A 22,361-nucleotide genomic window follows, 5' to 3' on the forward strand; every position below is an offset into this window, starting at 1 on the left:
CTAATTTTTCCACCCCTTGTTTATTCTGTAACGAGCATCTAATTCCTGCAAACTTACTTTCACTGAGACAATATGTGAATACGGTGTCTGAGAAATACCCCCAATATCGGAAAGGGCATAATCAATAAAAAACTTATCACTGAGAAATACTCCCAATCCAAAACTTGGCTTCCAAGAAGTGAACATGGTATTATCAAAATCTCTGATACGCTGTACATTACTACCTCCTCCGCGCAAGAAGAATTTATTACTGTAATTTACCTCAAAACCTAAGCGAGGATCGAAAGAAACCAAACTAGTCCGTAAAACAGTATTTCTTCTTCCATCAAATGTAAAGTCTAAATCCAAGACCCCCTGCAGACCTATATCATCTGTAAGCTGTACATCGCGGGTGACAGAAAAGATAGCTCTAGGCAAGGTAAGTTCTATGGAATTGACCGGAATTTCATTATTAGTTTGAGCATAAATGTCACGGACCATATCTGCATTATGAAACCAGGCATTGAAAGTACTGGTGATATCTTTCAACATGACTCCAAATCTCCAATCATCCAACAAGTAAATTCCCCCTAAATCCAATCCAAAGCCCCACGCCTGAGCAAATCTGCCTACATTTCGATGAATGATTTTCGCATTGACTCCAAACTTAAATTCATCACTCACATCCTTAGCAAAGGATAGCAACAATGCATAGTCGGCAGCATTAAAAAACTGGATATTATTATAATTTAATGCTCCATTGGCATCATACAAAAACCGAGTATCTGGGATGTCATCTACTCCGAATCTGATGAGAGAAACTGCGATCTGATTGTCATAATCCAGACTCGTACTATAGCCTAAATAATCAAACTTGGCTATCCCAGCAAAATATTCAGCATGCATCAAGGTAAACTCATGCTTATTTCGGATACCAAGCAAACCTGCAGGATTCCAAAAAGCAGCAGTAACATCCCGAACAGAAGACACTTGAGCGCCACCCATTGCCAATGCCCTCGCCCCAACTCCAATATTCATAAATTCATTTGAATATTTGGGGGCAATCGTTTGAGCATAGAGTCCTCCACAAACTAGGAAGAAAAGATAACATAATAGGAGCCCCAATCTGGCCATTTGCAACTTGAAATTCTTATACGCAAAGTAAAAATAAATAAGAAACAAACGCTTAAGAATCCAATTTTTCATGAAAATAAATCTCCAATATGCCCGAAAACGGTCACTAAACTGTCCAATTTTATCTTTTTGGCAATTTTAAAAAATGGACTTGGCATTTTTTAAAAAAAATTATCCCCCTCGTGGGTGTCATACTATATTTAGGTAAATGCTGAAAATTGAGCTAATTTGGAAGAAAATTCCCACCTGAGAAAGGCATAAAAAGTGATTGCTATAGATGAACATGATCAAAGGAAATACTCTGGTACAATTTTTCTCTAAATACCTTCAGCAAATGTACACAAAACCATACATGCTGCCCTGGAATGAAAAATAAACCAACGATATGAACACTATAAGCACCCAACTACGCAGGAGAATTCTGGAGCTCTGCATCTTGAAGATCATATCCAGAGGAGAAGTCTACCTCTCAGACATGCTCGAAGAATTAAAGGAAGCAGAATTAATCTCAGCAGAAGGTACCTTATACCCACTGATGTATCGATTCAGAAAAGCGAATTTGGTCCTCGTCCGCTCTGAAAACCTCGACTCTGGTCCTACCAAAAAGTATTACACGCTATCAGCGGAAGGATTAGTTGCAATAGCCCAACTTGAACAAACTTGGCTTGGACTGGTAAATTCTGTCCAAATGATCACCTCCAAACAACCAACATCATGAAAAAGACCATCAGCATCAACATTAGCGGCATTCTCTTTCATATAGAAGAGGACGGTTATAGCACACTCAAAAAGTACTTAGACTCCATCAATAAATACTTTTCTACATATAGTGACAACCAAGAAATCATTGCCGATATAGAAAACCGCATTGCAGAAATCTTTTTATCTAACCTGAAAAATAACAAACAGGTAATCACAGAAGAAAACATCAATGCTTTGATTGAAAAAATGGGGACAATCGCCGATTTCAAAGCAGCCGAGTCTGATGTAAAAGCAGACTTTAGCCACAATGAAGGTCAGGAAGAGCAGGACTTTTATAAATACATCACTCCTCCTAACAGTAATACGAAAGGATATAAAAAACTTACACGTCTAGAAAATAGAAAAATCTTAGGTGGCGTTTGTGCAGGAATTGCTCATTACCTTGCCATTGATGCCCTTTGGATTCGATTGATTGCGATTTTATTGCTTTTTAGTGGTAAGCTCAATTTTAATCCAGATTGGGATTTTATGCCATGGAACATGAAAATTGGTTTTTCAATCGGTATTTGGGCTCTTTTGGCTTACATTGTCATGTGGGTAATGCTTCCCGCATCTTATGATGAACCTGAGGATAAAAATATCAAAAAACTATACAGAAATCCTGATGACAGAACACTCGGAGGAGTTGCTTCAGGAGTAGCTGCATATTTTGGTATTGAAGTGATTTGGGCTAGATTGATTTTTGTCGCTTTAATCTTTGCTGGTGGGTCAGGCCTAGTCATTTACATTATTTTATGGATCATCACTCCTCAAGCAAGTTCGATCACAGAGCGAATTCAAATGAAGGGTGGAGCCATCACTCTGGATAATATTGATTACACCATTAAAGAAAATATGAATATTGGCCATGCGGAAGAGGAAAGCCCTGGTAAAAAAGTCCTACTGGCACCATTCAGAGTGCTTGGTAAGCTCATTAATAATTTGGGAACAGCACTTGGACCTATCGGCCTGTTTATTTTAGCTATCTTCCGCATACTCTTTGGAACCTTTGTTTTCCTACTCGGCTTGGCGTTTATCATCACTCCTGTGAGCTTATTAGGCGTGTACTTTGCCATTTTACCAGAAGCCATGTTGAATACAGGCAGTGTCGATGTACCCATAGAATGGATCATAGAAATGATTCCTGCTTGGTTAGCTGTTGCGGTAGCTGCCTTAATTGCAATTCCTGGTATCATCATTCTTTTGTTAGCTATATCTGTTTTTGTCAAGCGAAATATCATCAGTTCAAAATATGGGCTTATTCTGCTTGGTTTATGGATCATATCTCTTGGAGTGAGTGTTTTTCAACTCCCAAAAGTGCTTAAAAACTTCAGTACAGAAATAACGCATCAAGAATCCTCCGTCATTGATCCCACTGGAAAAATCCTTGTTTTGAAAGGAAACGATGAGTTTGAAAAGAATGCAATACTGGAATCCGTTACCTTGCAAATTAAGGGGGGATCTCAAAATGATGTTTCCTTAATTATGGAATATAAAGGTCGAGGGAAAAATATCGAGGATGCTACATTGAATGCCAAGGCTATACAATACGAATACCTTGTGCAAGACTCCACCATTACCTTTCCTACACATTGGAACCTGAGTAACTTACGGCAATTTAGAGCACAAAAACTACGGATGACTTTGGAAGTGCCTTATGAAAGGGCCTTTATCATGCATCCCTCCCTTACGCCCATCATCCGCAATACTCTTTATCAAAACGGCTATAAAATCAGGGATCTTTCTGACGATAATTACTTCGTATTTAATGAAAGGGGACTCTTGTGCCTAACTTGTAACAGCAATGGGAGACTTCATTCCACAGATAGTATTTCGGTTGCCAACTTCAAAAAACAGTATCCATTTATACAGCTTGATTAACCTCAGCTAATCAAGTAAGGAAGTCAACTATCCACAAGACCTCAGGGAAAAAACAACCCGCTTTGTGTCTTGTGGATTTTCTTCTTTTTAACTCGTATCAAGGTACATTCTGATGTCTCAACTAAGGATCCGAAAACTGCTAGATTTTTCTTGTTTTTTAATAGTCCTTCCCGAATTTTTAAGGTACATTAGCTAAACAAGTAAACCCAGATCATGAAAGTAAGAATCAAATTTTTGGGGGGAGCCAAGACAGTCACTGGTTCTCGGTATTTATTGGAAATCGATCATCTGAAAATCTTAATTGATTGCGGCTTATTCCAAGGGCTTAAGGAGTTAAGATTACGAAACTGGGATACTTTCCCCATAGCTCCATCAGAAATCGACGCTGTTATTCTTACCCATGCACATATTGATCATACTGGATACCTTCCAAAATTTGTGAAAGAAGGCTTTCGTGGCCCTATTTATTGTACCAATCCTACCTTGGATTTGACCAAAATACTCTTGCTAGACTCTGGAAAGTTACAACAAGAGGAAGCTAATTTCGCGCAAAAAAAAGGTTACTCCAAGCATGAAAAACCAGAGCCTCTCTACCAAATTGAGGATGTGGAACGTGTATTCTCGTTATTAAATGGCGTGGAAATGGAAAACAAGATTGAAATTTTTCCAAATATCCATGTGACATTTTTCCCGGCAGGCCATATTTTAGGCGCATCCATCATCAAATTGACCGTTCAGGGAAAAAACCAAGAAAAGAAAATTGTTTTCTCGGGGGACTTAGGCAGATTTCAAGATCCTCTATTCAATCCTCCGAGTAGAATCCCTTTTGCTGACGTGCTGATTTTGGAGTCTACTTATGGCAATAGAATACAAAAGAATCATCGCCCCGAAGAGGAATTAGGCAAAGCAATTAGAGAAACTTATCAAAAGGGTGGTGTTGCAACTATACCAGCCTTTGCTGTAGGCCGTACGCAACTGGTTCTTTACTATCTAGATTACCTGCTTCAAAAGAAAAAAATCCCTTCCATTCCTATCTACATAGATAGTCCGATGGCTATTGACGTCACCAAACTTTACAAGGAATTTACAGGTTACCATCGTGTAGGAGCATTGATTGACGAGTCTAGTGCCAATCCATTTAATCACAAGCTGCTCCATTATTACAGCTCCCAAGAATCCTCTATTTCCCTCAACCAACTTCGTGGAGATGCCATCATCATCTCAGCGAGTGGCATGGCTACTGGAGGCAGAATAGTGCATCATCTTTATAATAGGTTACCCAATGAACAGGATAGTTTCATTTTTGTAGGCTATCAAGCAGCGGGAACTAGGGGAAGAAAGCTATTGGAAGGAGACACCACCTGCCGAATGTACGGAATAGATGTACCCGTCAAAGCAGCTATCTACTACATTGACGGGCTCTCTGCCCATGCTGATCAGGAAGAACTGCTCGCATGGTGTGAGGGTTTTGTAAGTAAGCCCAAAATAACATTCCTCGTTCATGGAGAGGCGGATGCCTCAGAAGAACTCGCCAAACGCCTACAAGAGGATTTAGGTTGGAACAGTATCGTGCCGGAATACTTGGAAAGCTTTGAGTTATTTGACGGAATTTAAAGAATTACTTAAAATGTCTGTACCACTGGAAATGCTCATTGATAATTTCCTCTTTATTGTTGACAATAAAGTCCAAGAAAGCGTGAGCCACAGGTGAAAATCGTTTGTTTTTCAAATGAATCAAATGCCAATTTGTGACGATTGGCAGACCTTTAATTGGTATTATTTTCAATTCTCCACTTCTAAGCTCGTTTTTTATTCCAATCAAAGGCATCACCGAACAACCCAATCCTGCCAATACAGCTTGCTTGACTGCTTCATTAGATGTCAATTCTAATTTGCGTTGTACATAAATATCATTATCCTTTAAAAAGCGTTCCATGACAAGCCTAGTCCCCGATCCTTGCTCTCTGAAAATCAAGACCATTTTCTCTAGCATATCAGGTTCGATACTTCCCGATCCTAATTGAAAATTTTTGCCAGCGATCAAATATAAATTATTCTCCATCAAGGGTATTCGCTCTACCTGTAATGCCTCCGGTAAAATAGACACCAAAGCAAAATCTATCTCATTATCATCCAAACTGTTTAGCACCATTGCCTTATTTGTCACATCCAGTTTGAGCTCTACGTCAGGGTTTCTTTTCAGAAATTCTGATAAAAAGTAAGGAATTACATACTTACCCGTAGAAACTACCGAAATTTTCAACTTCCCAGCCAACCTACCTTTGTAAATAGCTGTTCTAGATTGAATTACATCAATCTGTTCCAGGATTTTTTGGGCATATTCTGCTATTTCCTTCCCAAAATCCGTCACATATAATTTTCTACCGACCACCTCTGTAAGTGGTATTTCAAATTGATCCTGAAAATTTTTTAACTGCACAGAAACAGCAGGCTGAGAAAGATGAAGATCCTCCGCTGCCTTGGTAATGCTCTCTCGCTGCACGACTTTCATAAAAATCTGTAACTGATGCAAGGTATAGTTCATAAGGAAATTTTATGTTAAATATTCAATAGATTAATAAAAATATATGTATTATACATGGTTAATTTGCGAAAGGTTTCCTGAAACATTATGTTTTACGAAAATCTCTCAAATGGAGTTCAGTATCAAAAACCATTAACCTATGAATTTACAGTTACTCATTGACAATTTCACCAACCCTGCATTTCTATTTTTTGTTTTAGGAATCATTGCTGTCAGGGTGAAAAGTGATTTAGAAATTCCCGCCAACTCCTCTAAGTTTATTTCATTATATCTTTTGTTTTCAATCGGCTTTAAAGGAGGTCAAGAACTTGCCCATAGTGAATTTAGTATGTCCATCATATGGGCTGTTTTATTTGGTATAGTCACAGCCTTAGTAATTCCTCTATATACGTTTTTTATCCTTAAGAAGAGGTTTAGCATCGAAAACGCTGGGGCAATTGCAGCAGCTTATGGATCGGTATCCGCAGTGACGTTCGTCACAGCTGTATCATTTTTGGAAATACAGCAACAGGTATTTAGCGGTTATATGGTAGCTATAATGGCCTTGATGGAGGCTCCTGCTATTATCTTGGGGGTATTACTCATTAGGAAATATGGAGAGGGAAGTCAAACCAAGCTAAAGCATGTGGCCGGCCACGCTTTTACAAATGGCTCTGTTTTATTGATCCTCGGAAGTTTAGTAATTGGCTTTTTGGCTAGTGATCAAGAAGCGGAGGGCATCAAGCCTTTTACAACCGACATATTCAAAGGATTCCTTGCTATCTTCCTATTAGACATGGGAATAACCAGTGGTAAAAAACTTAAAGACTTCATTGCATCTGGTAGGTTTACTACCTTTTTTGCATTGATCGTACCTTTGATCAATGGTATCATCGTCGCTTATGTGAGTCAGCTCGTCACCTCAAGTACAGGCGATCGATTTATGTTTGCTATTTTAGCTGCCTCAGCCTCTTACATTGCAGTCCCAGCAGCCATGAAAATCGCAGTCCCCAAAGCAAACCCTGGTATTTTCCTCCCCATGGCCTTAGCAGTAACCTTCCCTTTAAATATTACCATAGGGCTACCGCTCTATTATTGGGTGGCAAGTCTTTGATCTACATTCAACCCTTGTTGGATCCCCCCAATGTTTCTTCTGTCTTTATAGGTATTGAGGTTGGCGACTTTCAATAGACACGTCAGCGCGAGAGAAAGGCTGCTCAAACTCGAGCAGCCTCTTTTTTTATAAATTCCTGATTTTCCATTTGGCTTTCAAATAGCCCCAAAGGAGTTTGGGGCTCATCCCTTTTTTCCGCGAGATGCCTCCAACATATCCCACATTTCTTGAGGTATCATATCCAAATTATTAAATTCACCCGCTCCCATTAGCCATTCTCCTCCATCTATCGTCACTACCTCACCGTTGACATAAGCCGAAAAATCCGACACTAAGTATGCAGCTAAATTTGCTAATTCCTGATGGTCTCCTACTCTACCCACCGGTACTTTTTTAGCTGGATCAAATTTCTTTACCAAATCTCCAGGCAATAGCCTACTCCAAGCTCCTTCGGTAGGAAATGGACCCGGTGCAATGGCATTGCTACGGATTCCATACTTAGCCCACTCTACCGCCAAAGAACGCGTCATGGCTAATACCCCCGCTTTAGCTGCTGCTGATGGTACTACATAGCCTGAACCTGTCCAAGCATAGGTTGTCACAATATTCAAAAAAACCCCAGGTTGTTTTGCTGCAATCCATCGCTTTCCTGCTGTCAAAGTAACATTGGATGTTCCTTTTAATACAATATCAATCACTGTACTAAACGCATTTGAAGAAAGCCTTTCAGTAGGGCTGATAAAATTTCCTGCAGCATTATTCAAGACCACATCTATGCGACCAAAAATAGCATCCGCTTCATCAAACATGGACTCCACTTGAGAAATTTCCCGCACATCACATGCAATCGGTGCTACTTTCCCACCTGTGAGTTGCTCAATTTCCTTCGCTGTTTCTTGTAACACATCCAACTTCCGGCTGGTAATGACGAGATTGGCACCAAGTTTGGAAAAATAAATTGCCATGGATTTACCTAAACCCGTACCACCTCCCGTGATAAGTATACTTTTGCCTTTTAATGCTCCTTCTTTGAGCATTCCTTCTGTGTGTGTCATATCTTTTGTAGGTTATTTCTCCGTTGAAGATAGAGAAATAGCAATACAAAAAAAAGTATGCATGCATACTTTTTTTCCAATTTTCAAATTCTCTTAAAAGAACCTAGTTTTACAATTATTTCAGTATGTATGAAAAAGTTTATCACTCTTGCATTTGTTGCTCTTTTTTGCTTGGCTTGTGACTCCGAAACCGAGAGAACCTTAAGCACTGATTTACAGGTAGAAGGAACAGAGGTATTTAACATATCACTAGCTTTTGAAGAAAGCTTGTACTTTGGCTTGTTAAGTTTAGACGATTATAGAATAGCAGAGAGAGATAGTATCTCTTTACCAGGCTGCCCTATTTTGTCAGTTGATAACGACAGTAGTCAAGTTCGCTTAACATTTCAAGCTAACCCTGCCTGCGACAGTCAAAAACTGGAAAGAAATGGATCAATCCTCATAAACTTTAGTAGAAACACCTCAACAGAATCGATCCGAACGCTGATCTATGATGATTATTCTATCAAAGGTATCCATCTGGATGGAGATCGTAGTTTTACTGTAGTGAGAAATGGAAGTCCTGCCAGTATTCAAGAAAGTTTTACAAATCTTAGAATGACCAATCCACGAGGATCCACCACACGAATTTCAGGCAACTTTTCACATCAGTTGCAACTGTCAAACAGACAGCTCATTGGTTTTACAAGCACTGGGCAACTATCGGGGATCAATATTGCCGGACGAGAATTCACTATGCAACAGACATCTCCCCGTCAATACCTTACTACCTGCCTCCTTCAAGGCAATCTCCTAGCACAGCAAGGCGTCGAACGATGGAGCATTTCTAGAGGTCAAAACAAAAATGCTGTCCAACACACACTGACTTTCTCTCTATCAAGCAACTGTGAGACAAATGCAAATCTATCCCTTTCCGATGGCCGGAGTCTTTCCTTCAAACTCTAAGCAAAAAAAAAGCCTTGAATGTTTATTCAAGGCTTTTTTTGGTGGGCATTATTAATACCTATAATACTCCGGTTTGAACGGACCTTCCGGCGTCACACCGATGTAAGCTGCCTGATCGTTGGACAAGATATCCAATTCTACACCTAACTTAGATAGGTGAAGAGCTGCCACTTTTTCATCTAAATGCTTTGGCAAGACATAAACTCCTGGCTCGTACTTGTCTGTATTCAACCATAATTCCAACTGTGCCAAAGTCTGATTAGTAAAGCTATTGGACATCACAAAAGACGGGTGACCAGTAGCACAACCAAGATTTACCAATCTACCTTCTGCCAATACGATGATTTGCTTACCATCGATTTCATATAAATCTACCTGTGGCTTGATCACATCTTTGGTGTGTCCGTAGTTTTTGTTCAACCAGGCCATATCGATTTCATTGTCAAAGTGTCCTATATTACATACGATCGCTTTGTCTTTCATTGCACGGAAGTGAACTTCAGAAATGATGTCTTTATTTCCAGTTGCGGTTACTACGATATCTGCCTCTTTAACTGCATCCACCATTTTCTTCACGGCAAATCCATCCATAGCGGCCTGCAATGCACAAATTGGATCAATTTCGGTCACAATCACACGAGCACCTGCGCCTCTTAGGGAAGCGGCAGAACCTTTACCAACATCACCATACCCTGCAACTACCGCTACTTTACCTGCCATCATGACATCCGTAGCTCTTCGAATAGCATCTACCAATGACTCTTTACAACCATATTTGTTGTCAAATTTTGACTTTGTTACTGAGTCATTGACATTTATGGCTGGCATTGGAAGTGTACCATTTTTCATACGCTCGTACAATCTGTGAACACCGGTTGTGGTTTCTTCAGAAAGTCCTTTGATCCCGGCAACTAACTCAGGGTAATTATCCAAAACCATATTGGTCAAATCACCTCCATCATCCAAAATCATATTCAAAGGCTGACGATCTTCTCCAAAGAAAATGGTTTGCTCGATACACCAATCAAACTCTTCTGCTGTCATACCTTTCCATGCATAAACAGAAATTCCTGCTGCTGCAATTGCTGCTGCTGCATGATCTTGTGTAGAAAAAATATTACAAGAAGACCAAGTTACCTCAGCACCTAAGGCTACCAATGTCTCAATCAACACGGCGGTTTGAATAGTCATGTGCAAACACCCTGCTATTCTAGCACCCTTCAATGGCTGCGATGCACCATATTCCTCACGTAAAGCCATCAAACCAGGCATTTCTGCTTCTGCCAATGTGATTTCTTTTCTACCCCACTCAGCCAGTGAAATGTCTTTCACTTTGTACTGGATAAACTTGTCAGATTTTATTTCAGACATATTATTGAATTATTAATGAATTGATTTTCAAACTAAAATGCAAAATTAAGTATTTTTATTGGGAATGAAAAGTTATAAACCTAGGTACTGTATTTCCTTGAATCCATAAGATTGAATCTCACCTTTCTTGTTTACCAACAATTTACCATCTTCAGTAACACCTGTGATCACCCCTTCAAATACATCTCCATCTGAAAACAGTTGTCTCTGCTGATAGTTCAATAAATTTTTAAGATAACTATTTTTCAACATTCGTATTTCACCTCGCTTCAAACGAATATAATTCCACTCAATGCGTTGCACAAGCTTTTCCATTACCTCCCAGATATCATGCGTCTTTTGTGTAAGACGGCACAGGGATAATGCGCCCGGAAAAGCATTCATGTTTTGATTGACATTGAGACCGATTCCCACTACAGAAGACTCTATCCACTGGCTTTGCAAGGTATTTTCAATCAGCACACCGGCTATTTTACCGTATTTCTTATGCAGTACATCATTGGGCCACTTCACAACAAACTCGGGATCAAAAGCCTGTAGCAGCTCTAAAATTGAAAGGCAAATGACGATATTCAAATCAAACTGTTGGCCTGCCTTCAAGAACTTAGGTTCCAATACCAAGGAAAAAGTCAAGTTCATGCCGGGCTCCGACCACCATCGATTCCCACGTTGCCCTTTTCCTTTAGTCTGTTTATCTGTAAAAACGATCACCCCCTCTCCCGCCTCGTTATTTTTCAATAATTGCTGAGCAAAATCGTTGGTAGAGTGACACTCTGTCAGATAAATAATTTCTTTCCCCAAAAAAACAGTATTGGCAAGGATTTTATGCATTTATAATAGTTAAATTGTAGAGTATTCAAGATATTTAGACCTTGGTTTTTATGATACCAAATCAAACCACAAAGTTAATCTTTAAAATATGACAGCAGAAGCGCTGAGCAAAGTAATTATTCAGGGAATGGAAGAAAAAAAAGCCCACAACATTGTATTGATGGACTTAAGGGGAGTTAAAAATGCATTCACGGACTTTTTTGTAATTTGCTCTGGAAATTCAGACACACAACTGGAGGCCATAGCAGAGTCCATCGAAGAATTTGTATATAAAAGCAATCGTGAAAAACCTGCAGTTTCAGAAGGAAAAAGTAACCGTCAATGGATCTTAATTGACTATGTAAATGTAGTAGCCCATGTTTTTTTGAAAGACAAAAGGGACTATTACGGTTTGGAAGAGCTATGGGGAGATGCCACAATCACACGTATTGAAAAATCTTTTTCATAAACTTTAACCAGCCAAAATCGTTTTATCAAAAGTTTGCACAAATTACAGCAGCATGAGCGAAAATAATAAAAATAAAAGTTTTGTACCAAAAACACCACAAAAGCCTAATCTTCAGCTTTGGCTGATCATCACGGCAGTGATTGTGTTGATTGGAATCACGTTTATAAATCAACGAAGCACCGTCGTCAATATAACGAAAAGCAGATTTGAGGAAATGTACCTTGCCAATGATGTGGCCAAGGTCATGATCATTAGAAATGAAAATAGGGTAGATATTTCTCTTCGGGAGTCTGCTTTGCAAAATCAAAAATACAGCACTGAATTAGAGACAAGCAGTCCCTTTTTCAATCCCGCTGGACCTCATTACTCCATAGAGGTACCCACTGCTGAAAAGTTTGCTTCAGATTTTGAAGAACTTGAAAGTAAGATGCCAGAGGATCAACGCATAGGATATAGCGTGCGCAATGAACAAAATTGGTCTAACTGGTTTTCTAGCTTTGGTTTCTTGATTCTTTTATTCGTCTTCTTCTGGTTGATGATGCGAAGAATGGCCGGGCCAAGCGGTCCAGGTGGGCAGATTTTCAATGTGGGGAAATCTAAAGCACAGCTTTTTGATGCCGAAAACAAAGTCAAGATTACCTTTGACAATGTGGCAGGTTTGGATGAAGCAAAAGAAGAAATCCAAGAGATTGTCGAATTTCTGAAGAACCCTTCAAAATTCACCAAACTGGGTGGTAAAATCCCTAAAGGTGCTTTATTGGTAGGACCTCCAGGCACAGGTAAAACCTTGCTTGCAAAAGCTGTAGCGGGAGAGGCAGGCGTACCTTTCTTTACTTTATCAGGTTCTGACTTTGTCGAAATGTTTGTTGGGGTAGGTGCTGCAAGGGTACGTGACTTGTTTAAGCAAGCTAAAGAAAAGGCTCCTTGTATCATATTTATCGATGAGATTGATGCAATTGGTCGCTCTAGAGGTAAAGGACAAATGCCTGGTTCCAATGACGAACGTGAAAATACATTGAACTCCCTACTAGTGGAGATGGATGGATTTGGTACCGATACTGGTGTCATCGTGTTAGCAGCTACCAACAGACCGGATGTCTTAGATTCTGCGTTGTTGAGGCCGGGTAGATTTGATAGACAAATCAGTATAGACAAACCAGATATCGTGGGCAGAGAAGCTATTTTTAAAGTTCACTTGCAACCAATTAAAGTAGGTTCAGATATCGATGCTAAAAAATTATCCGCTCAAACACCAGGTTTTGCGGGCGCAGAAATTGCAAACGTATGTAATGAAGCAGCGCTCATTGCTGCGAGAAGAAATAAGACAGAAGTAGATATGCAAGACTTCCAAGACGCTGTGGATAGGGTCATTGGAGGATTGGAGAAGAAAAATAAAATCATCTCTCCAGAGGAAAAGAAAATCGTGGCATACCATGAAGCAGGTCACGCTGTTGCAGGCTGGTTTTTAGAGCATGCAGATCCATTGGTCAAAGTAAGTATTGTACCTAGAGGGGTTGCAGCCTTGGGATATGCACAATATTTACCTAAGGAGCAGTTCTTGTACCAAACAGAGCAGCTATTGGATGAGATGTGTATGACTTTGGGTGGAAGAGCCGCAGAAGAAATCGTATTTGGGAAAATCTCAACAGGTGCTTTGAGTGATTTGGAACGAGTGACAAAAATGGCTTATTCCATGGTATCTGTATATGGTATGAACGACATCATTGGTAACGTATCTTTTTACGATAGCAAGTCTACAGACTACCGCATGACCAAACCATATTCGGAAACTACTGCTGAGACTATTGACTCCGAAGTACGTAAACTCATTGCGGCGGCTTATGAACGCACCAAAGAGCTTTTAGGAAGCAAGCGTGCTGAATTGGAAACGTTAGCCAAGGAATTGCTCGAAAAAGAAATCTTATTCCAAACAGATTTGGAAAAATTGATAGGCAAGCGCCCGTTTGAAAAGGAGACTACCTATGAGGCATTTACCAAAAAAATGGATGCCAAAGAAGCAGATGAAGCTGCTGCCAAAGAGGCCGCTTCTCCAGAGGTTACAGAAAATCCAACTGCGCCTGTAAACGAAGAGGAATCGAAGTAAAAGAATCATCAAATAAAATAAAAGAAAGGCCGATTTTAAAAATCGGCCTTTCTTTTTTGAGAAATTTTATACCAAACGATGCATAATGTGTATATAAGTTTGATTCAAACAACGCTCTGTTTAGCCAAATCCAGTCCAAAAACCCCTCCCCTACAAATAAATCCATCTATCATATGAATCATTTTTATTTCAAAAGCATGTTTGTGTATATTTGAAGCATCGTTTGAATTCATGAAAATAAACCTTAGCCATAAAAAAGTATTTTTTGCATCCGATTTTCACCTCGGAGCACCTAACAAAGAAGCCAGCAAAAGGAGAGAAGCCAAAATAATTCGTTGGTTAAATGAAATCGAAGACGAGGCAGCTGCTATCTTTTTGGTAGGAGATATCTTCGATTTTTGGTTTGAATACGATACCGTTGTACCGAAAGGCTTTATTCGATTCCTTGGAAAAATTGCGGACTTAAGAGATAAAAATATTCCCGTTTGTTTCTTTACAGGCAATCATGACCTTTGGATGAAGGATTACTTTATCCATGAGTTGGGAATCCCCGTACATCATCAACCTATAGAAGTTGAAATTGGTAGCAAACGCTTTTTGATCGGCCATGGAGATGGTTTGGGGCCAGGTGATCAAACCTATAAACTTTTGAAAAAAGTGTTTACAAATCCCGCTTGCAAGTGGCTATTTAAATGGTTGCATCCAGATATTGGTGTTAAAATCGCCCTCAATTGGAGTTCCAACAGCCGAGCAAGTAGCATGGCTAAAAATGACAATGACTTCAAAGGAGAAAATGAATGGCTTTGGCAATACGCCAAACAAGTATATGCCTCAAACCCGCTAGATTATTTTGTATTTGGACACAGGCATCTCCCGCTGGAGCTTCCAGTTGGAAAGACGGGAACCTACATCAACCTAGGGGAGTGGGTCAGTCAGTTTACCTATGGTGAGTTTGATGGTGAAAAATTTGAATTAAAAACCTTCAACTTTTGAAAATCTTCGCGCCGATCTTGCTCCTGCTTTGTTGCATATTTCCTTTCAAGGCAAATGCGCAGCAAGCGTTTGGAGAACCTTTGACGGTGATTCAAGTACCACGCTTAGATTTGATATCCTTGGATAATCAGGGCTTTATTTTCGCTGTAGATCTAGAGGGGAATCTGTATCAATACCAAGTAGATCAAACTACTTGGATCAATAACTTCTCTCCTCCCCGCCAAGCAAGAATATCCAGCCTTGAAGCCTTCTGGACTGTTAACATTTTTACTTTTTCCGTAGACCTACAGGAATACAGAATCCTGGACCGCTTTATCAATCCCATCGCAGAAAATAGAATCCCAGACCATTTAATTTCATTGGCCAAAGTAGCCACATTAGGAAATAACAACATCATATGGGTCTTAGATGAAAGTGATCTTTCCCTCAAACAATTCGATTACAGAAGAAATCGCATCATTCAGCATCAACCGCTTAACTTGATTTTAGGGGAATCCTTCCTCTATGTGACGGATATGCGGGAGTATGGCAACCTCTTATTTCTTACCATTGAAGATGAAGGAATTTTTATTTTCGATAATCAAGGTAATTTCATCCGCAAGTACCCACTTCTGCTTACACAAAAATTATCCTTTTGGAAAAACAATTTGGTATTTATTTCCAATGGTGAACTACAACTCCTAGACTTTCAATCCGGTAAAAATCAAAGCTTCCCACTTCCCAAAGAAGTACAGGACATGTCCGTAATGATCGGTCCTCGTACACTCGTTTTCTACGGTAAAAATCAGATCCGCATCTACGACCTTGAAAAAACTTTGGGGCTTTTGGAGGAATAAAATCACTCCATATTAGTTAACTCAGCCTTTCAATGAGTTTGTTTGAACTACAGGTGATACAGGTAAATAAAAAGGCCACTCTAAGGCGGCCTTTTTATTTTTTATCCGATAGACACTAGGGTGATATCGAAAATCAAATCCTCACCTGCGAGTGGATGATTGGCATCCAACGTGATTTTTGTGTCATCTATATGAACGACCTTTACAGGTACAGGTTGACCTGCTTGATTCTGAAGAGAAAGCTCCAAACCTAATTCGGGCTTGATATGTGGAGGTACCTGGTCCAATGGTATATCCAACATCATATCGTCTCTTTTTTCTCCATACGCTTCTATAGAAGGGATGGTCACGGTAATTTCTTGTCCGACTTCCATTCCATTGACAGCTGTATCAAAACCTTTAATCATGTTTCCGTCCCCTACTACAAAAGATAAGGGCTCTCTGTTGGCAGAGCTATCAAATACAGTCCCATTTTGCAATCTCCCGGTGTAATGTACACTGACAGCATCGCCTTTACTTGCTATTGACATAAAATACTTTATTGGTTAAAGTTCAAAGGTAAGGATTATAAATAACCTAAAAAAATGTACGAAAACAACCCAATGCTGTACGCATACGAGAAATAACTGTCCGTTATCGGACATTGAATTCAAGAAAAGTCGCTATATTAGCCTGCTATGCCTGATTTACTGATTTGGCATTATTTTGTCATAGTATCAGACAAATCAAAGCACTAAACGATGAACAGCATGGAAGCTACCCAACTAGGCAAAATTCTAATCATAGATGACAACGAGGACTTACTTTTTGCTGCTAAAATGCTCTTGAAAAAACACGCGAAAGAAGTCAGCATAGAAAAAGATCCCCGACGCATCCCTTTCTTGATCAATAACAATTCATTTGACGTGATTTTATTGGATATGAACTTTACCGAAGATACCACCTCGGGCAAGGAAGGATTCCACTGGCTCAAAACGATTAAAGAAATCGACCCACAAGCGGTCGTAATTTTGATCACCGCATTTGGAGATGTAGAAATGGCCGTACAAGCACTGAAAGAAGGAGCAACAGACTTCATTCTCAAGCCTTGGCAAAATGAAAAGCTATTAGCTACGCTGACTTCTGCCAGCCGTTTGAAGGAAAGCTACAACCAAGTAGACAAACTCTCCAAGAAACAAAAACAGCTGCAATCAGACTTAAAGAAACCATATGAGGACATCATAGGAACTTCTGCTTCCATGAAAAATATCTTCTCCATCATTGACAAGGTAGCACAAACGGATGCCAATATCTTGATTTTGGGAGAAAACGGGACCGGTAAAGAATTGATCGCACGGGCCATTCATGAGCGTTCACTGCGCAGGGATGAGATATTTGTTGGGGTTGACATGGGGGCCATTACAGAAACCCTTTTCGAAAGTGAGCTCTTCGGCCACAAGCGCGGTTCGTTTACAGATGCAAAAGAAGATCGAGCAGGAAGGTTTGAGATTGCTGATCAAGGTACACTTTTCTTGGACGAAATAGGGAATTTGAGTATGCCATTGCAATCCAAGCTTTTGACGGTCTTACAAAAACGAGAGGTTACCCGCATAGGAACCAATAAATCCATCCCTGTGGATATTCGCCTCATCTGCGCTACCAACATGCCTTTGCATGAAATGGTCATGGATAATACTTTCCGACAAGATTTACTTTACCGAATCAATACTGTCGAAATCTTTCTCCCTCCCTTGAGAGAACGTTTGGATGATATTCCCATCTTGGCAAACCATTTTTTGAAAATTTACAGCGCCAAATACCGGAAGCAATTCGATGGATTTACCGCTTCTGCTATGCAGCTTCTACAAGGCTATAGCTGGCCTGGCAATATCCGTGAATTGCAGCATGCTATCGAGCGGGCCATCATCATGGCTGATGGAAGCGAATTGGACGCACGAGATTTCTTTTTCCTTTCAGCCAAACCTGTCAATGAGCGGGTCGCTGCACAGGCTACATTTAATTTGGACGAAGTAGAAAAAACAACCATCCAAAAAGTGATTGATAAAAATGGCGGGAATATTTCTAAAGCTGCCAAAGAATTGGGGTTGACTCGTGCATCCCTCTACAGAAGACTCGAAAAATATGGATTATAAAGTAGGCTTATTGGGCAGGATTGTATTGCTTGCCCTCTCTATCTTTTTCTTAAGCTTGTTCATCACCAAAGGATCAAGTGTATTTGGTATTTCCCTCTTCATCATCGTAGTCGTGGCCCAAATCATCTTTTTGATCAAATATGCAGAAAGCTCCTTTCAAAAGGTGCGCTTGTTTCTCAACAATATCAAACAGGATAACTACACCAATGTCTATCCGGTGAAATTTGATGGCACAGAAACTGACGATCTCCACATCGAGTTCAATGCTATCCTTGCCAAACTAAAGGAAGACCAAGCCGAAAAAGAAGCCAATTACCAATATTTTCGTTCGGTTTTCCAGCATTTAAGCATAGGCCTGATGACCTTTGATGAATCAGGCAATGTACAGATCATCAATACTGCGGCTAAGCGGCTCCTGAATATTCAGCAATTGAATCATATCGGAGAGATCGGATCCATCAACAAAGAGCTCAGCCAAGCCATCAATCAGTTGAGAACCGGAGGCTCGGAACTCATTAAAATTGCACACCCAGATGGCATCATCCAGCTTTCCGTCTATGCTATCGAACTGGTGATGAGAGGCCATAAGTTCAAGTTGGTCTCCCTTCAGAATATCCAAAGCGAATTGGAGGAAAAAGAAATGGAAGCTTGGCAAGGGCTTATCAAAGTGTTGACGCACGAAATCATGAATAGTATGTCGCCGATTTCATCCCTTGCCTCCACCATCAAGTCAGATATTGCCGCTAAATTGGATGTTGAACAAACCGCAGATCTCTTAGAATTGGAGGAATATCAGATGGCTCTCAACACCATTGAAAAAAGAAGTGAAGGATTGATTAATTTTGTTTCGGATTTCAGAAACTTAGCCCATATTCCGGTGCCTAAATTTCAAACGATCCAGCTATCCTCTTTATTTGATCAATTGACTACCCTGCTGCAGCATAGCTTTGACGAATATCAGATTCAGGTTATCAAGCGTGTAGAACCTTCTGAATTAATACTCTTTGCTGATCCCATGCTCATAGAGCAGGTTTTGATCAATTTGATTCAAAATGCCATTCAAGCGATGGAGGAGTCTGTCACCAGGGTGCTTACATTGGATGCTTTCATCGATGAAAACGGGAAAATTATTATCGAAATTTCAGATTCGGGCAAAGGAATAGAGGAAGATGCTCTATCAAAAATTTTCATCCCCTTCTTTACCACTAAGAAGAAGGGTTCGGGTATTGGTTTGAGTCTTTCCAAGCAGATCATCCGAAGACACAAGGGAAACATTCAAGTGAAGTCTGACTTAGGTACGGGCAGTACTTTCAAACTGATTTTCAATGGTTAATTATTTTCTCGTATAGATTAGCACGGGGCCATCACATGAAGCCCAAGCCACATTTTTTAGTTTACGGGCATTATCAAATACCAAAAATTCAAACTCAGGCAAACAAGAACCTGCGATCTGAGGGTTGGTCTCATAAAGTAATTCCACTTGAAACAAATTTTCAAAAGAGGCTTCAGCTGACTCTACAAATGAATACTTCCCAAAGGATTGTACAGGTAGATTGATATTGCGTACATCACCACCCAAGCGGGTTGAAAATTTGATAAAAGTACCATCATCATTAAAAATATAACGCTCTTGAAACAAAGGCTCATTCATTTCGATACCTTCCACCGCATTTTGCATTACAGATAAATTCCAATAGCCTAAAATACTGAATTCAGGCTCCTTATCATCCTGACTGCAAGCAAAGCAGCTCACCAACAGCAACAAGGCCACTACTCTCATATCTCACATCTATAATTTATTACAAATACATTAATTCTTCCCTAAGATTGAAATAAAGACGTAATAAGCAAAGGATTCGTTTAGAAAACTTTATAAACGAAGTGAATTTATTACACGAAAGATACAAATAGCCAACTATTCTCATTCGCTAGACTTGCAATAAAACAAGCATATTGAGCAATTCCCAACCCCAACTAGATCACATAACAAAGGAGAAATTAATTCTTTAAACTCCAAATCAAGTCTCCCAAACAGTACATTCATCCTATGGTAATACTCTCTTCACAAATAAGCTTTTGCCAAACTAAATCTTCGCCATTCAATAACATTGCTTTCATCATGAGTTGATATTGGGTTACTACTTTTATAAAAAACTAAAAGCATTGAAAACCCACTTCAAAACAATCGTAGTCTCAGACATACACTTGGGGACAAAAGGCTCAAAAGCGAAGGAAATTGCACGTTTTTTAAAGCTTTACTCTTGTGAAAATCTGATTTTAAATGGTGATATCATCGACGGATGGCAGCTGAAAAAATCAGGCTCTTGGAAGCGCAAACACACACGGTTTTTTAATCGCATGCTTAAAATGATAGAACAGGATAACACCAGGGTGTACTATCTACGCGGCAATCATGATGATTTTTTGGATCAGATACTGCCCTTACAAATTGGTAACTTATCCATTCAGCAAGATATGATTTATGAAAGCTGTGGAAAAAAATACTTCATCACCCACGGAGATATGTTTGACAGTGTGACGACTCATTTGCGTTGGATTGCCTACTTGGGTGATATTGGCTACACATTTTTGCTTTGGCTCAACCGACAGGTCAACTACTATCGAAGAAAAAAAGGTCTGCCCTATTACTCCCTCAGCCAATATATCAAAGGAAAAGTCAAAACAGCAGTCTCTTACATTGATTCCTATGAAGAAGAGTTGGCTCGATTTGCCCATTCTAAGGGATGTGATGGCATTATCTGCGGGCATATACACAAAGCCGAAAATAGAATGATTGACGGGATATGCTATCTCAATTCAGGTGACTGGGTAGAAAGCATGAGTGCCTTAGCAGAAGACCATGAAGGAAATTGGCAACTGATTTACTACAATGAAATCGACTTCAAATCCAAGGAGTCAAAAGTAGTAGTTCCTGAACCGATCAACCTTGCAGAAGATACCTATAAAATTGTTGCATTCAATTCGTTGGGAACTGATTTAAAAAAATATACATTGAAAGGAAGCTCATGAGGTTTATGTTTTTGGTACAAGGTGAAGGGCGTGGACACATGACCCAAGCTCTGAGCCTCTCTGAAATACTCATTTCGGAAGGACATGCGGTCGTGGCTGTAGGTATTGGGAAAAGTAAGCGAAGAAAAATACCTGAATTTTTTACCCAAGGCATCCATTGCCCAATCATCGGCTTTGAAAGTCCCAACTTTGTATGCGATCAAGAACAAAAGAAAATCCTTCTTTGGGAAACTCTCATTTTCAATTTTGCTCATACAAAAACCTATTATCAAAGTTTGAAGACCATCAACACGATGGTTGAAACCTATCAGCCTGATGTGATCATTAATTTTTATGAATTACTCGGCGGATTGCATCAACTGATATTTCGTCCCAAACAGCGTTATTGGGTAATCGGGCATCAATACTTAACAGCACACCAAGAATTCCCTTTTGCAAAAGGAAAAATATTACACAAAGAACTATTTCAACTCAATACATTCGTAACGGCCATCAGAGCCGAAAAATTACTAGCCCTTTCATTTAGACCCTTACCGCCCTGCAAAAACAGAAAGGTCATCGTCTTACCTCCACTTTTGCGCAAACAGCTTTTTGACTTAAGCCCTAGAGAAGAAGACTTTATCTTGGCATACATGGTCAATCCCGGGTACGCTAAAGAACTGACCGAACAAGCAAAACTCCATCCAGAAATAAAGATTGAGGCATTTTGGGACAACAAATCATATACTGCAAGCTATCAAGTGTTGCCAAACCTTATTTTTCATCCCATCAACGATCTTCTTTTCCTTCAAAAAATGAGTGCTTGTAAGGCCTATATTACAACTGCTGGATTTGAGTCCGTCTGTGAAGCGATGTATTTAGGAAAGCCTGTATTCATGGTGCCTGTAAAAGGACAATACGAACAAGCTTGCAATGCAATTGATGCCGAAATTGCCGGGGCGGGAATAGCGCACGATGGTTTTGATCTCACTCTCCTGGCAAACTACCTGAGAATCCACCAAAGTAGACAAATAGCCCATCAAACATGGATCGGACAAAGTAGGGAAATGATTAGTAAGCAGTTTCTTGGAGAAAGAGACAGGTCATTTGTAGAAAGTTAATCCATGTATAACCTTTGCGTATTTTTGTTCGGTTATGCAACCAATAGCGTTCGTTACTAAAAATTGATAAGTTTCGACTGCATTCCCATAGAAAAGACTCTTTCAAAATTAATATTTATGATTACCCGCAATCATCTGTCAAT

General features: G+C 39.8%; 20 protein-coding genes. 13 read left to right on the top strand and 7 right to left on the bottom strand.

The window, feature by feature from the left end:
• On the bottom strand, positions 1-1,113 hold the full coding sequence (locus IPZ59_RS19900) for a putative type IX sorting system protein PorV2 (RefSeq protein ID WP_394800748.1): 1,113 nt from the start codon (positions 1,111-1,113) through the stop codon (positions 1-3).
• Between the two features lie 385 nt (positions 1,114-1,498).
• Here IPZ59_RS19900 and IPZ59_RS19905 point away from each other — a divergent pair, with 385 nt between their 5' ends.
• The 3 genes from IPZ59_RS19905 to IPZ59_RS19915 all read left to right on the top strand — a co-directional run bounded on the left by IPZ59_RS19905 (position 1,499) and on the right by IPZ59_RS19915 (position 5,349).
• Positions 1,499-1,831, top strand: a complete 333-nt coding sequence (locus tag IPZ59_RS19905) for a PadR family transcriptional regulator (RefSeq protein ID WP_236137780.1) — start codon at positions 1,499-1,501, stop codon at positions 1,829-1,831.
• Positions 1,828-3,735, top strand: coding sequence for a PspC domain-containing protein (locus IPZ59_RS19910; protein WP_236137781.1), 1,908 nt, complete (start codon positions 1,828-1,830; stop codon positions 3,733-3,735). The genes IPZ59_RS19905 and IPZ59_RS19910 overlap by 4 nt, the downstream gene beginning before the upstream one ends.
• Before the next feature lie 213 nt (positions 3,736-3,948).
• Complete coding sequence (locus IPZ59_RS19915) at positions 3,949-5,349, top strand: MBL fold metallo-hydrolase RNA specificity domain-containing protein (protein ID WP_236137782.1); 1,401 nt, start codon at positions 3,949-3,951, stop codon at positions 5,347-5,349.
• A 4-nt stretch (positions 5,350-5,353) separates the two neighbouring features.
• On the opposite strand, the gene IPZ59_RS19920 is transcribed toward IPZ59_RS19915, so the two are convergent.
• Complete coding sequence (locus IPZ59_RS19920; protein WP_236137783.1) at positions 5,354-6,280, bottom strand: LysR family transcriptional regulator; 927 nt, start codon at positions 6,278-6,280, stop codon at positions 5,354-5,356.
• Positions 6,281-6,419: 139 nt separating this feature from the next.
• Here IPZ59_RS19920 and IPZ59_RS19925 point away from each other — a divergent pair, with 139 nt between their 5' ends.
• On the top strand, positions 6,420-7,373 hold the full coding sequence (locus IPZ59_RS19925) for a sodium-dependent bicarbonate transport family permease (protein WP_236137784.1): 954 nt from the start codon (positions 6,420-6,422) through the stop codon (positions 7,371-7,373).
• Positions 7,374-7,555: 182 nt separating this feature from the next.
• Here IPZ59_RS19925 and IPZ59_RS19930 read toward each other — a convergent pair whose 3' ends face one another.
• Positions 7,556-8,428 (bottom strand): SDR family oxidoreductase, encoded by an 873-nt coding sequence (locus IPZ59_RS19930; protein ID WP_236137785.1) that lies wholly within the window; start codon positions 8,426-8,428, stop codon positions 7,556-7,558.
• A gap of 129 nt (positions 8,429-8,557) precedes the next feature.
• Between IPZ59_RS19930 and IPZ59_RS19935 the strand changes: the two genes are divergently transcribed.
• Positions 8,558-9,373, top strand: coding sequence for a hypothetical protein (locus IPZ59_RS19935; RefSeq protein WP_236137786.1), 816 nt, complete (start codon positions 8,558-8,560; stop codon positions 9,371-9,373).
• Positions 9,374-9,424: 51 nt separating this feature from the next.
• Here the strand turns inward: IPZ59_RS19935 and ahcY are convergent, their stop codons facing one another.
• Entirely contained in the window at positions 9,425-10,744 is a 1,320-nt protein-coding gene (gene ahcY / locus IPZ59_RS19940; RefSeq protein WP_236137787.1) for an adenosylhomocysteinase, read from the bottom strand.
• Positions 10,745-10,816: 72 nt separating this feature from the next.
• Complete coding sequence (locus IPZ59_RS19945) at positions 10,817-11,575, bottom strand: biotin--[acetyl-CoA-carboxylase] ligase (RefSeq protein WP_236137788.1); 759 nt, start codon at positions 11,573-11,575, stop codon at positions 10,817-10,819.
• An 88-nt stretch (positions 11,576-11,663) separates the two neighbouring features.
• On the opposite strand from IPZ59_RS19945, the gene rsfS reads away from it, so the two are divergent.
• The 4 genes from rsfS to IPZ59_RS19965 all read left to right on the top strand — a co-directional run bounded on the left by rsfS (position 11,664) and on the right by IPZ59_RS19965 (position 15,956).
• The gene (gene rsfS / locus IPZ59_RS19950) at positions 11,664-12,023 is read left to right on the top strand and encodes a ribosome silencing factor (protein WP_236137789.1); all 360 of its coding nucleotides are present in this window, start codon (positions 11,664-11,666) and stop codon (positions 12,021-12,023) included.
• Between the two features lie 52 nt (positions 12,024-12,075).
• Complete coding sequence (ftsH, locus tag IPZ59_RS19955; RefSeq protein WP_236137790.1) at positions 12,076-14,127, top strand: ATP-dependent zinc metalloprotease FtsH; 2,052 nt, start codon at positions 12,076-12,078, stop codon at positions 14,125-14,127.
• Between the two features lie 231 nt (positions 14,128-14,358).
• Positions 14,359-15,120, top strand: a complete 762-nt coding sequence (locus IPZ59_RS19960) for a UDP-2,3-diacylglucosamine diphosphatase (protein ID WP_236137791.1) — start codon at positions 14,359-14,361, stop codon at positions 15,118-15,120.
• A complete protein-coding gene (locus tag IPZ59_RS19965) occupies positions 15,117-15,956 on the top strand; it encodes a hypothetical protein (protein WP_236137792.1) in 840 nt (279 codons plus the stop codon). The genes IPZ59_RS19960 and IPZ59_RS19965 overlap by 4 nt, the downstream gene beginning before the upstream one ends.
• Positions 15,957-16,057: 101 nt before the next feature.
• On the opposite strand, the gene IPZ59_RS19970 is transcribed toward IPZ59_RS19965, so the two are convergent.
• The gene (locus IPZ59_RS19970; protein WP_236137793.1) at positions 16,058-16,486 is read right to left on the bottom strand and encodes an FKBP-type peptidyl-prolyl cis-trans isomerase; all 429 of its coding nucleotides are present in this window, start codon (positions 16,484-16,486) and stop codon (positions 16,058-16,060) included.
• Positions 16,487-16,705: 219 nt separating this feature from the next.
• Here IPZ59_RS19970 and IPZ59_RS19975 point away from each other — a divergent pair, with 219 nt between their 5' ends.
• Positions 16,706-18,088 carry a sigma-54-dependent transcriptional regulator gene (locus tag IPZ59_RS19975; RefSeq protein ID WP_236137794.1) on the top strand — a complete coding sequence of 461 codons (1,383 nt, stop codon included), beginning with the start codon at positions 16,706-16,708 and terminating at the stop codon, positions 18,086-18,088.
• Positions 18,078-19,421, top strand: a complete 1,344-nt coding sequence (locus tag IPZ59_RS19980) for a sensor histidine kinase (protein WP_236137795.1) — start codon at positions 18,078-18,080, stop codon at positions 19,419-19,421. Before IPZ59_RS19975 ends, IPZ59_RS19980 begins: the two co-directional genes overlap by 11 nt.
• Here the strand turns inward: IPZ59_RS19980 and IPZ59_RS19985 are convergent, their stop codons facing one another.
• On the bottom strand, positions 19,422-19,868 hold the full coding sequence (locus IPZ59_RS19985) for a lipocalin-like domain-containing protein (protein WP_236137796.1): 447 nt from the start codon (positions 19,866-19,868) through the stop codon (positions 19,422-19,424).
• A gap of 383 nt (positions 19,869-20,251) precedes the next feature.
• Here IPZ59_RS19985 and IPZ59_RS19990 point away from each other — a divergent pair, with 383 nt between their 5' ends.
• Together IPZ59_RS19990 and IPZ59_RS19995 are read left to right on the top strand one after the other, a co-directional pair.
• A complete protein-coding gene (locus tag IPZ59_RS19990) occupies positions 20,252-21,118 on the top strand; it encodes a UDP-2,3-diacylglucosamine diphosphatase (protein WP_236137797.1) in 867 nt (288 codons plus the stop codon).
• Between the two features lie 5 nt (positions 21,119-21,123).
• Positions 21,124-22,218 carry a glycosyltransferase family protein gene (locus IPZ59_RS19995; protein ID WP_236137798.1) on the top strand — a complete coding sequence of 365 codons (1,095 nt, stop codon included), beginning with the start codon at positions 21,124-21,126 and terminating at the stop codon, positions 22,216-22,218.
• Positions 22,219-22,361 lie beyond the last annotated feature (143 nt).

This window comes from Mongoliitalea daihaiensis, assembly GCF_021596945.1.
Lineage (GTDB): Bacteria > Bacteroidota > Bacteroidia > Cytophagales > Cyclobacteriaceae > Mongoliitalea > Mongoliitalea daihaiensis.

Bases quoted from the DNA above. Each gene is read 5' to 3' on its own strand.
- IPZ59_RS19900 (WP_394800748.1), bottom strand. From the start codon at position 1,113: ATGGCCAGATTGGGGCTCCTATTATGTTATCTTTTCTTCCTAGTTTGT.
- IPZ59_RS19905 (WP_236137780.1), top strand. From the start codon at position 1,499: ATGAACACTATAAGCACCCAACTACGCAGGAGAATTCTGGAGCTCTGC.
- IPZ59_RS19910 (WP_236137781.1), top strand. From the start codon at position 1,828: ATGAAAAAGACCATCAGCATCAACATTAGCGGCATTCTCTTTCATATA.
- IPZ59_RS19915 (WP_236137782.1), top strand. From the start codon at position 3,949: ATGAAAGTAAGAATCAAATTTTTGGGGGGAGCCAAGACAGTCACTGGT.
- IPZ59_RS19920 (WP_236137783.1), bottom strand. From the start codon at position 6,280: ATGAACTATACCTTGCATCAGTTACAGATTTTTATGAAAGTCGTGCAG.
- IPZ59_RS19925 (WP_236137784.1), top strand. From the start codon at position 6,420: ATGAATTTACAGTTACTCATTGACAATTTCACCAACCCTGCATTTCTA.
- IPZ59_RS19930 (WP_236137785.1), bottom strand. From the start codon at position 8,428: ATGACACACACAGAAGGAATGCTCAAAGAAGGAGCATTAAAAGGCAAA.
- IPZ59_RS19935 (WP_236137786.1), top strand. From the start codon at position 8,558: ATGAAAAAGTTTATCACTCTTGCATTTGTTGCTCTTTTTTGCTTGGCT.
- ahcY (WP_236137787.1), bottom strand. From the start codon at position 10,744: ATGTCTGAAATAAAATCTGACAAGTTTATCCAGTACAAAGTGAAAGAC.
- IPZ59_RS19945 (WP_236137788.1), bottom strand. From the start codon at position 11,575: ATGCATAAAATCCTTGCCAATACTGTTTTTTTGGGGAAAGAAATTATT.
- rsfS (WP_236137789.1), top strand. From the start codon at position 11,664: ATGACAGCAGAAGCGCTGAGCAAAGTAATTATTCAGGGAATGGAAGAA.
- ftsH (WP_236137790.1), top strand. From the start codon at position 12,076: ATGAGCGAAAATAATAAAAATAAAAGTTTTGTACCAAAAACACCACAA.
- IPZ59_RS19960 (WP_236137791.1), top strand. From the start codon at position 14,359: ATGAAAATAAACCTTAGCCATAAAAAAGTATTTTTTGCATCCGATTTT.
- IPZ59_RS19970 (WP_236137793.1), bottom strand. From the start codon at position 16,486: ATGTCAATAGCAAGTAAAGGCGATGCTGTCAGTGTACATTACACCGGG.
- IPZ59_RS19975 (WP_236137794.1), top strand. From the start codon at position 16,706: ATGGAAGCTACCCAACTAGGCAAAATTCTAATCATAGATGACAACGAG.
- IPZ59_RS19980 (WP_236137795.1), top strand. From the start codon at position 18,078: ATGGATTATAAAGTAGGCTTATTGGGCAGGATTGTATTGCTTGCCCTC.
- IPZ59_RS19985 (WP_236137796.1), bottom strand. From the start codon at position 19,868: ATGAGAGTAGTGGCCTTGTTGCTGTTGGTGAGCTGCTTTGCTTGCAGT.
- IPZ59_RS19995 (WP_236137798.1), top strand. From the start codon at position 21,124: ATGTTTTTGGTACAAGGTGAAGGGCGTGGACACATGACCCAAGCTCTG.